This is a genomic window from Microcella sp., from assembly GCF_051860105.1.
Classification (GTDB): Bacteria; Actinomycetota; Actinomycetes; order Actinomycetales; family Microbacteriaceae; genus Microcella.
Window position 1 is genome coordinate 124,487 of sequence record NZ_JBHYEO010000003.1, and the last position, 8,500, is coordinate 132,986.

Below are 8,500 nucleotides of genomic sequence, written 5' to 3' on the forward strand. Positions count from 1 at the left end.
CACGACACCATGACGACCATGACTCAGACCGCACCGCTGGTGAAAGCCGAAGGGATCACGAAGCGATTCGGATCCGGTGACAAAGAGATGGTCGCCCTGAGTGGACTGAACCTCGAGGTCCAGGAGGGGGAGTTCCTCTCCCTCCTGGGCCCGAGTGGCTGTGGCAAGTCGACCGCCCTCAACATCATGGGCGGCCTTCTCACGGCGACTGAGGGAACGATCACTTTCGGCGGCGAGCCCCTGACCGAGCCCAGCCGCAAGATCGGCATGATGTTCCAGCAGGCCGTGATGTTCCCGTGGCGCACGACGCTGCAGAACGTGCTGCTTCCCGTCGAGATCTTCGGCGAGAACAAGAAGCAGTTCATCCCCAAGGCCCAAGAGCTGCTCGAGATGGTGGGCATCCGCGAGTTCCAAGACTCGTACCCCTGGCAGCTCTCCGGCGGCATGCAGCAGCGAGCGGCCCTGTGCCGTGTGCTGCTGCACGACCCCAAGCTCCTCCTCCTCGACGAGCCGTTCGGCGCGCTCGACGAGTTCACGCGCGAAGCCATGAACCAGGAGCTGCTGCGCCTGCAGGCCTACTCGCAGAGCACCGCCGTGCTCGTGACCCACAACATCACCGAGGCGGTCTTCATGTCTGACCGTGTCGCCGTGATGAGCGCGCGCCCCGGTCGTCTGGTCGGCATCCTCGAGGTGCCCTTCGACCGCCCGCGCACGCCCGACCTGCAGACGACGAACGACTTCATCAAGCTCGTCGCCGAGGCCCGTCGCATGCTGGAGCTCCAGTGACGGCGACGGCCTCCGCGCCGGCACCGGCTCCGGCGAAGAAGAAGCCGGCCCGTGAGGTCGACCCGCGCTCCTGGTGGCAGCGCGTGCGCGAAGGCTACGCCTGGATCACGATCACGACGATCGCGATCATGCTCATCCTGTGGGAGATCATCCCGCAGACGGGCATCATCAACCGCGTCCTGTTCCCGACCTTCACCGACACCGTCGCGGGCTTCTTCCAGCTCGTCGCCGGCGGCTACTGGTGGGAGGACCTCGGCAAGACCATGTACGCCGTGGCCGTCGCCTGGGTCATCGGGTGCGTCTTCGGCTTCGTGATGGGGGTCGTGCTCGGCACCAACCCCTTCATCCGCCAGGCGATCACGCCCTACGCCATCGCCGTGCAGGCGCTGCCGAAGGTCGTGCTCGCGCCGCTGCTCATCGGGTGGCTCGGGTTCGGGCCCGAGAGCAAGATCGCGCTCGCCGTGATCATCTGCTTCTTCCCCGTCTGGATCGACACGATGGTCGGCCTCGCCCTCCCGGCGGCAAATGAGTTCAAGCTCATGCAGTCGCTCAAGGCCAGCCGCTGGCAGGTCTTCACGAAGCTGCAGCTGCCCTCGGCGATCCCGCTCATCATGGTCGGCGTCAAGCACTCGTTGCTGCTCGCCTTCACGGGTGTGCTAGTCGCCGAGATCCTCTCCGCCTCCGACGGCGGTCTGGGCAAACTCGCGAAAGAGTTCGCCTCCCAGCTAAACATGTCCCTCACCTACGCCGTCGTCTTCGTCGTCGTCATCCTCGCGGTCGTGCTCGTCTCGATCGCCGACGTCATCGAGCGCCGCGTGGTGTTCTGGTCCGAAGAGAACCGGGCGGCAAAACGATGACGCGCACCGAGCAGATGGCGCAGATCGCCATCGCACAGTCCCCCAAGTCGAAGCGCAAGCGCTTCTCGCCCTACATCGTGACCGCGGCCATCCTCCCGATGCTCCTGCTCGTCTGGTGGCTGGCCACGACCGTGACGAAGTCGGTCTCGCCCATCCTGCTGCCGACCCCCGAGTCGGTGTGGGCCGCGATCCCGCGCGTCATCGGCGCGATGGGCTTCGGCGACCAGGTCATGCGCACCCTCATCGAGATCGCGGGCGGCTTCCTGCTCGGCGGGCTCGTGGGATTCGGCCTCGGCCTGCTGCTGAGCGCCTCGAACCGGCTGCGCGGCGCCTACCTGCCCTTCCTCTCGGCGCTCGAAGCCATCCCGACCGTCATCATCGCGCCGATCATCATCGCCTGGATCGGCTTCGGCATCGAAGGCAAGATCCTGCAGGCCGCGATCGCGTGCTTCTACGCGGTGTTCATCACGACCCTGTCGGGCCTCGGCCTCGCCGAGCCCAACGCGATCAACCTCATGCGGTCGCTGCGCGCCAGCAAGTGGCAGATCATGACCAAGGTGCGCATCCCCACGGCGCTCCCCGTGATCTTCGGCGGCCTGCAGCTCGGCGCCACGACGGCCATCATCGGCGCCATCGTGTCGGAGTTCATCGGCTCGACGGGCGGCCTCGGGTACCTCATGCTGCGGTACCGGGGCGGCTACGACACCGCCGCCTACTGGGTGATCATCTTCATCTTCCTGATCATCGGCCTGACGGTGTACCTGACCATCTGGTACATCGAGAAGAAGGTCGTGTTCTGGCGCGATGTGGCCATCACCCGCCCCGACCTGGAGAAGGCATGACCATCGACATCCACGCGCACACGGTGCCGAGCGACTTCATCACCGCGCTCGGTGCCGAGGTGCCGACGGCGGCCCCGACGCTCGTGCGGCGCGACGGCTCGTGGTGGCTCGAGTACCCGGGCGGCCGCGTGAGCGGGCCCATCCCGGCGGGCATGTTCGAGGTCGAGGCGCGGCTGGCCGACATGGATGCCGCGGGCATCGATCTGCAGGCCCTCAGTGTTCCGCCGCCGCACTTCATGTACCGGCTCGACGACCAGGCCGCCGCGGCGGCCGCGCACCTGCACAACGACGCCATGATCGCGATGGCGCGCCAGCATCCCGATCGGTTCGTCGTTCTGGGGCACCTGCCCATGCAGAGCGAGCAGGCCGCACTCGACGAGCTGCAGCGCCTCATCGCGATCGACGAGGTGGTCGGCCTCGAGCTCGGCACGAACGTCGCCGGCAACAATCTGGGCGATGCGCAGTACGCCTCGATCTGGCAGGCGATCGATGCCAGCGGGCTGGCCGTGGTGCTGCACCCGGGTGCGGATGTCGCAGGCATGGATCGCATGCACGACCACTTCATTCACAACTTCGTGGGCAACCCGACCGACTCGACGATCGCGGCGGCCTCGCTGCTCTTCCAGGGCGTGCTCTCGCGCAACACCGCGCTGCGGGTGGCCCTGCTGCACGGCGGCGGGTTCCTGCCGTACCAGATCGGCCGGTTCGATCACGGCTGGTCGGTGCGGCCCGAGTCTCGCGTGCACCTGGATGTCGCGCCCTCGAGCCTGCTGCACCGGTTCTGGTTCGATTCGCTCACGCACGACGACCTCTCGCTGCGGTTCTTGCACGACCGCGTCGGAGACGACCGGCTCGTGCTCGGCAGCGACTATCCGTTCGATATGGCGGACGCCGACCCGGCGGGCTCGCTACGGCGCGCCCTCGCCGACCGGCCCGAGGCGGTGCGCAAGGCGCTCGATGACAACCCGCGCGAGCTGCTGACCCGGCGACCCGGCGGGTAACGACCTCGATCGGCCCTGTCGCCGATCGTGTATCGGTGAGGTCGAGCGGGTGGTGCTCGACCTCACCGAGGGTCGTCGCACGCGCGTGCGCCGACCCCCGTCTTCGGAAGGAACCCCGTGCTGCTCGCTGTCGTCATCGCTCTCGCGGTCATGCTCGGCGCCATGGCGCAGCGCGTCTCGGGCATGGGGTTCGCACTCGTCGTCGCTCCCGTGCTCGTGCTGCTGATCGGGCCGTTCGAGGGCGTGCTGCTCGTCAACCTCTGCGGCGCGATCTCGGCCTCGATGGTCATTAGCCGCGTCTGGCGCTCGATCGACTGGCGGCAGTTCTGGATGCTCGCCGTGCCCGCGGTGCTGGCCATCGTTCCCGGTGCTCTGCTCTCGGTGCGCCTCGGAGGGCCCGTGCTGCAGATCATCGTCGGCGGTATCCTCGTCGTCGCCCTCACCACCTCGCTGCTCATGAACCACTTCGATCGGCGCGTCGCGCAGGTGCCCGCCGCCCTGATCTCGGGCACGGCATCCGGCTTCATGAGCGCCACCGCCGGCGTCGGCGGGCCGGGCATGAGCGTCTACGCGGTGCTCACACGGTGGGAGCAGCGATCGTTCGCCGCGACGATCCAGCCGATCTTCGTGCTCATCGGCGTCACCTCGTTCGTGACGAAGGTGGTGCTCAACGAGACGGGCCTGCCCGACTACGACTGGTGGCTGTGGGTGCTCATCATCGCGAGCACGGTCGTCGGTCTCGCGCTCGGCGAGCTCATCGCCCGCTGGGTGAGCGTGCGGGTGGCCCGCCTGAGCGTCATCGTCATCTCGTATCTCGGGGGCATTCTGGCCATCATCGACGGCGTCGCCGGCCTCCTCGCGGCCTAGCGCGCGGGGCCGTCGCGGGGCGGCACCGGCCGCATCGCCATCTGCACGATCACGCCGACGAGCAGCGCCGCGAAGAGCCATGCCGAGATCTGGGCGGGGATGAGGAACGCGAGCCAGACGCCGACGAGCGACATCGCGGCGGCCGCGAGCCCCATCGGCACCGCGTGGCGCCACTCCACGAGGCCGCCACGCAGGTTCGCGACCGTGCCGGCCATCGCTCCCGGGATCATCGCCAGCAGCGAGGTGCCCTTGGCGAGCAGGTCGCCCATGCCGAAGAGCGCGATGAGCACGGGAACCGCGATGACCCCGCCCCCGACGCCGAGCAGCCCGGCGATGATGCCCATGAGCACGCCGAGCGCGATGAGACCCAGCACCGTCACGACGTTGTAGTCGAGTGCTCCGTCGCGCTCGGGGGCGACGAGCACGAGGCGCAGGGCGGTCGCCACGAGCGCGGCGATGAACAGCCACTTGAGCCAGACCAGCGAGATGCGCCGCAGCACAAAGGCCCCGAGGGGAGTGCCGGCGATCGCTCCCACCGCGATGATCGCCGCCGCGAGCACGTCGATCTCGCCGTTCACGCCGTACAGCGCGGCGCTCAGCGAGGCGGGGGCGATGATCGCGAGCAGCGAGGTGGCGGATGCTCGGCGCTGGTCGAATCGCAGCCAGGCCATCATGAGCGGCACCATGATGAACCCGCCGCCCACTCCGAAGAGACCGGAGAACAGGCCCCCGATTGCTCCGATCGCAAGAAGGGGCAGAATCACCGGGCCAGCCTAGTCGGGCCGCGGCGAAGCCCTGTTGAGCGAGACTAAACTGGTCGGGTGACTGAACCCATCGACGTCGTCCTCATCGGCGGCGGCATCATGAGCGCCACCCTCGGCACGATGCTGCGCGAACTCGAGCCGGAGTGGGACATCCGCATCTACGAGCGCCTGAGCGACGTCGCCCTCGAGAGCTCGAACCCCTGGAACAACGCGGGCACGGGCCACGCCGCCCTGTGCGAGCTCAACTACACGCCCGAGCGGCCCGACGGCTCGATCGAGATCACGAACGCCGTCAAGGTCAACGAGCAGTTCCAGGTCTCGCGCCAGTTCTGGTCGTACCTCGTCGGCAAGGGCCTACTGCCCGAGCCGAGCGCGTTCCTCACCGCGACACCGCACATGAGCCTCGTCTGGGGCGAGAGCAACGTCGAGTACCTGCGCAAGCGCTACGAGGCGCTCAAGGACCACCCGCTGTTCGCCGGCATGGAGTACAGCGATGACGCCGCGGTGATCCGCCAGTGGGCGCCGCTCGTCATCCCCGGCCGAGCCAAGGCGCAGCCGATCGCCGCGACGCGCATGGCCGCGGGCACCGACGTCGACTTCGGAGCGCTCACCACGCTGCTGATGAAGGGTCTCGTCGAGAGCGGGGCGACGCTGCACGTCGAGCACAGTGTGACGGGCATCCGGCGCACGAAAGACGGGCTGTGGAAGCTGCGCATGCGGCAGGAGGTCGGCACGACGCCGGTCGAGGTCACCGCGCGCTTCGTCTTCGTCGGCGCCGGTGGCCACGCGCTGCCGCTGCTGCAGAAGAGCGGCATCAAGGAGATCCGCGGCTTCGGCGGGTTCCCCGTGAGCGGTCAGTGGCTGCGCACCGACAACCCGGCCGTCGTCGCGAAGCACCACGCCAAGATCTACGGCAAGGCATCGGTCGGCGCGCCGCCCATGTCGGTGCCGCACCTCGACACGCGCGTCGTCGACGGCGAGGCGAGCCTGCTGTTCGGCCCCTACGCGGGCTTCACCCCCAAGTTCTTGAAGACCGGGTCGTGGTTCGACCTGTTCGGCTCGATCCGCTGGCACAACATCGTGCCCATGCTGCAGGTGGGGCTGAAGAACTTCGACCTCGTGAAGTACCTGGTGGGCGAGCTGCTGGCGTCGCGATCGAAGAAGCTGGATGCCCTGCGCGAGTTCTACCCGGGCGCCGACGGCGACGACTGGTACCAGCAGACCGCCGGCCAGCGCGTGCAGATCATCAAGAACGTGCCCGGCAAGGGCGGCACGCTGCAGTTCGGCACCGAGGTCGTCGCCTCGGCTGACGGATCGATCGCGGGCCTGCTGGGCGCCTCGCCCGGCGCCTCGACCGCGCCCTCGATCATGATCGACCTCATCGAGCGGTGCTTCCCCGCGAAGCTCGAGGCGTGGAAACCCGGCCTGCGCGCCATGGTGCCGAGCTACGGCCGCCACGTCTCCGACGACCCGGCGCTCGCCGCCGAGCTGCTCGAGAGCACGGCCGCGACGCTCGCCATCGGGCGCTGAGCCCCACGCACCGCCGAGAGCCCGCACCGATGCCGTTGCGCGAGATCACCGAGCCCGTCGACCTGTGCCTGCCGAATGGCCGGCTCAACCCGGCCGCGGTCGGGCGCACGCGCACGCCCCTGCACCGCTCGCCCCTGCGCGGCTGGGGCCGCACGAAGCGCTGGGAGTACTGGGGCATCATGACCCCCGACTGGTTCGTGGGCCTCACGGTCTCGAGCCTCGACTACGCGGCCGTGCCCTCGATCTACCTCGTGAACCGGGCGACCGGCGAGCATCGCACGATCGGCGGCCTCGTGCCGCTTGCGCGCGGCACGAGCATCCCCGACACGCTGCCGCCCTTCGAGGCGAGCACCCGGTGGGGGCGCGGGAACGAGCTGCGGATGACCTCCGCGCGCTCGGCCACGAGCATCCGCGGCGCGACCCCGGGCTTCGCGATCGACGTGACGAGCCCCGATGCCGGCGACGCGCTCGGCGTGGTCGTGCCGTGGAGCGACCGCCTCTTCCAGTACACGCTGAAGGACGTGGCCCGGCCGGTGTCGGGCACGCTCACGGTCGACGGCCGCGACTACCCGGTCGGCGAGGGCAGCTGGGCGGTGCTCGACCGCGGCCGCGGCCGCTGGCCCTACCGCATGACGTGGAACTGGGCCGCGGGTTCGGGCCTCGTCGACGGCCGCCGCATCGGCCTGCAGCTCGGCGGGAAGTGGACCGACGGCACCGGCTCGACCGAGAACGCCGTGTTCGTCGACGGCGTGCAGCACTACATCGACGAAGAGCTCACCTGGCAGTACGACCTCGACCATGCCGCGTCGCCGTGGCGCGTCGTCGGCGAGCGCGTCGACGTGACGCTCACGCCGTGGCATCGCCGGGTCGAGCGCACCAACGCCGTCGTCGTCGCCAGCACCATCTACCAGGCGCTGGGCACCTGGAGCGGGTGGATGCTCGACTCCCGCGGCACGCGCGTCAACGTCGACGGCCTCACCGGCTGGGCCGAGCAGGCGCAGAACCGCTGGTAGCCGCGGGGGTGTGGATACGCCGGTTCCGCGTGTATCACCGGTGATACACTTCGGTCATGAGCTCGGTGACGGTGCGTGACCTGCGCAACAACGGTGCAGAAGTGCTCGACCGCGTCGTGCGCGGCGAGTCGTTCGTCGTCACGCGAGACGGTGCTCCCGTGGCAGAGCTCGCGCCTCTGCGTCGTCGGAGCGCGCCCGCGTCCGAGCTGATCGCTCGTCGCCGGCTGCTGCCCGCCGTCGATCCCGCCGCACTGAAGCGTGACATCGACACCGTTCTGGACCCGTCGCTGTGACCGCACGGCGCGGCCTGCTCGATACGTCGACGGTCATCCTGCTCGGCCGCGTGGGTGACCCGGCGCAGCTGCCTGACGACAGCGTCGTGAGCGCCATCACGCTCGCCGAGCTCTCGGTCGGCCCCCTGGTCGCCACGAGCGACAGCGAGCGAGCGGCACGCCAGGCCCACCTCCAGCAGGCGGAAAGCGACTTCGAGGTCGTCCCGTTCGACGCCGCCTCGGCGCGGGCGTTCGGCGCGGTCGCGGCCGGGCTTCGTGCCTCCGGTCGAAAGCCGGCGGCCCGCGCCTACGATGCGCTGATCGCCGCGACGGCGATCGCGCACGACCTGCCGCTGTACACAGCGAACCCGTCCGACTTCGCCGGCATCGACCGGCTCGATGTTCGCGTCGTCGAGATCGACGAGTCTCTCTAGTTGCGCGCGGCCCCGTCGGAGGCCGTGACGACGAACGTGTCGGGCTGGCCGAAGGCGTGCTCGCCGAAGGCGTTGTCGACGGCGACCTGAACGCGCGAGAGGTCGCCGACCCGCACGAGCGCGATGGCCGCACC

General features: G+C 69.2%; 10 protein-coding genes. 9 read left to right on the forward strand and 1 reads right to left on the reverse strand.

Translation table 11 applies throughout. The features are described 5' to 3' along the window. Window positions 1-18: 18 nt before the first annotated feature. The 5 genes from ACTIE9_RS02705 (at window position 19) to ACTIE9_RS02725 (ending at window position 4,353) form a co-directional block, all read left to right on the forward strand. Complete coding sequence (locus ACTIE9_RS02705; protein ID WP_439564031.1) at window positions 19-786, forward strand: ABC transporter ATP-binding protein; 768 nt, start codon at window positions 19-21, stop codon at window positions 784-786. Beyond that, the gene (locus tag ACTIE9_RS02710) at window positions 783-1,643 is read left to right on the forward strand and encodes an ABC transporter permease (protein WP_439564032.1); all 861 of its coding nucleotides are present in this window, start codon (window positions 783-785) and stop codon (window positions 1,641-1,643) included. Before ACTIE9_RS02705 ends, ACTIE9_RS02710 begins: the two co-directional genes overlap by 4 nt. Further along, window positions 1,640-2,485 carry an ABC transporter permease gene (locus ACTIE9_RS02715; protein ID WP_439564033.1) on the forward strand — a complete coding sequence of 282 codons (846 nt, stop codon included), beginning with the start codon at window positions 1,640-1,642 and terminating at the stop codon, window positions 2,483-2,485. The genes ACTIE9_RS02710 and ACTIE9_RS02715 overlap by 4 nt, the downstream gene beginning before the upstream one ends. Then, a complete protein-coding gene (locus ACTIE9_RS02720) occupies window positions 2,482-3,486 on the forward strand; it encodes an amidohydrolase family protein (RefSeq protein ID WP_439564034.1) in 1,005 nt (334 codons plus the stop codon). The genes ACTIE9_RS02715 and ACTIE9_RS02720 overlap by 4 nt, the downstream gene beginning before the upstream one ends. A gap of 117 nt (window positions 3,487-3,603) precedes the next feature. Then, complete coding sequence (locus ACTIE9_RS02725) at window positions 3,604-4,353, forward strand: TSUP family transporter (protein WP_439564035.1); 750 nt, start codon at window positions 3,604-3,606, stop codon at window positions 4,351-4,353. Here the strand turns inward: ACTIE9_RS02725 and ACTIE9_RS02730 are convergent. After that, window positions 4,350-5,117 carry a sulfite exporter TauE/SafE family protein gene (locus ACTIE9_RS02730; RefSeq protein WP_439564036.1) on the reverse strand — a complete coding sequence of 256 codons (768 nt, stop codon included), beginning with the start codon at window positions 5,115-5,117 and terminating at the stop codon, window positions 4,350-4,352. The genes ACTIE9_RS02725 and ACTIE9_RS02730 overlap by 4 nt on opposite strands. Before the next feature lie 57 nt (window positions 5,118-5,174). Between ACTIE9_RS02730 and ACTIE9_RS02735 the strand changes: the two genes are divergently transcribed. From ACTIE9_RS02735 to ACTIE9_RS02750, 4 genes are read left to right on the forward strand one after another with little or no spacing between them, the layout of a single operon-like run. Beyond that, a complete protein-coding gene (locus tag ACTIE9_RS02735; protein WP_439564037.1) occupies window positions 5,175-6,647 on the forward strand; it encodes a malate:quinone oxidoreductase in 1,473 nt (490 codons plus the stop codon). 29 nt (window positions 6,648-6,676) lie between these two features. Then, window positions 6,677-7,660 (forward strand): DUF2804 domain-containing protein, encoded by a 984-nt coding sequence (locus ACTIE9_RS02740; protein WP_439564038.1) that lies wholly within the window; start codon window positions 6,677-6,679, stop codon window positions 7,658-7,660. Between the two features lie 56 nt (window positions 7,661-7,716). Next, complete coding sequence (locus ACTIE9_RS02745; protein WP_439564039.1) at window positions 7,717-7,953, forward strand: type II toxin-antitoxin system Phd/YefM family antitoxin; 237 nt, start codon at window positions 7,717-7,719, stop codon at window positions 7,951-7,953. Then, complete coding sequence (locus ACTIE9_RS02750; protein ID WP_439564040.1) at window positions 7,950-8,366, forward strand: type II toxin-antitoxin system VapC family toxin; 417 nt, start codon at window positions 7,950-7,952, stop codon at window positions 8,364-8,366. Before ACTIE9_RS02745 ends, ACTIE9_RS02750 begins: the two co-directional genes overlap by 4 nt. The last annotated feature ends 134 nt before the right edge of the window (window positions 8,367-8,500 follow it).

What these genes read in the sequence shown, in the direction of transcription:
- ACTIE9_RS02705 (WP_439564031.1), top strand. Translation starts at nt 19, where the DNA reads ATGACTCAGACCGCACCGCTGGTGAAAGCCGAAGGGATCACGAAGCGA.
- ACTIE9_RS02715 (WP_439564033.1), top strand. Translation starts at nt 1,640, where the DNA reads ATGACGCGCACCGAGCAGATGGCGCAGATCGCCATCGCACAGTCCCCC.
- ACTIE9_RS02720 (WP_439564034.1), top strand. Translation starts at nt 2,482, where the DNA reads ATGACCATCGACATCCACGCGCACACGGTGCCGAGCGACTTCATCACC.
- ACTIE9_RS02740 (WP_439564038.1), top strand. Translation starts at nt 6,677, where the DNA reads ATGCCGTTGCGCGAGATCACCGAGCCCGTCGACCTGTGCCTGCCGAAT.
- ACTIE9_RS02745 (WP_439564039.1), top strand. Translation starts at nt 7,717, where the DNA reads ATGAGCTCGGTGACGGTGCGTGACCTGCGCAACAACGGTGCAGAAGTG.